The 507-nt window shown below is 76.1% G+C and carries 1 protein-coding gene; it reads left to right on the forward strand.

What is annotated here, in order from left to right:
- Positions 1-180 precede the first annotated feature (180 nt).
- The coding region (locus NBZ83_RS32590; protein WP_261576561.1) for an SDR family NAD(P)-dependent oxidoreductase at positions 181-507 on the forward strand (327 nt) is incomplete at its 3' end.

Raw genomic sequence — 507 nt, forward strand, 5'->3', positions numbered from 1 at the left:
CGCCCACACCGCCACGACCCGAGACCGGACACACCCCCGCCCCGGGATGGGGCCGACGCCCGCGGCAGAGCGGACCGATTGACGCGCGGGCACGGGCGCGCCTAGAACACCGGACATGAACCGCATTCGACGTCACGCCCGACGAGGCCAACAGCCCCGCCTTCCGTCCCAGGCGGCGAGGTGAGCCCCGGCGCCGGTCGGCTCGCCGGTCGTACGGCGATCGTCACCGGAGCCAGCCGCGGCCTGGGCCGGGCCATCGCCACCGCCTTTGCCCGCGAGGGCGCCGCGGTCGCCGTGGTCGCGCGCACCGAGGCGCAGTGGGACGCCCGCCTGCCCGGCACCGTGCACGAGGTCGTCGAGGAGATCGTGAAGGACGGCGGCCGAGCCCTGGCCGTCCCCGCCGACCTGTCCCGGCCGGCGGATGTCGAACGCATCGTCGAGGTGACCCGTGCCCGCCTCGGCCCCGTCGACCTGCTGGTGAACAACGCCGCCCTGACCGTCCCGGGC

It is taken from the genome of Frankia gtarii (genome assembly GCF_025403375.1).
GTDB lineage: Bacteria > Actinomycetota > Actinomycetes > Frankiales > Frankiaceae > Frankia > Frankia gtarii.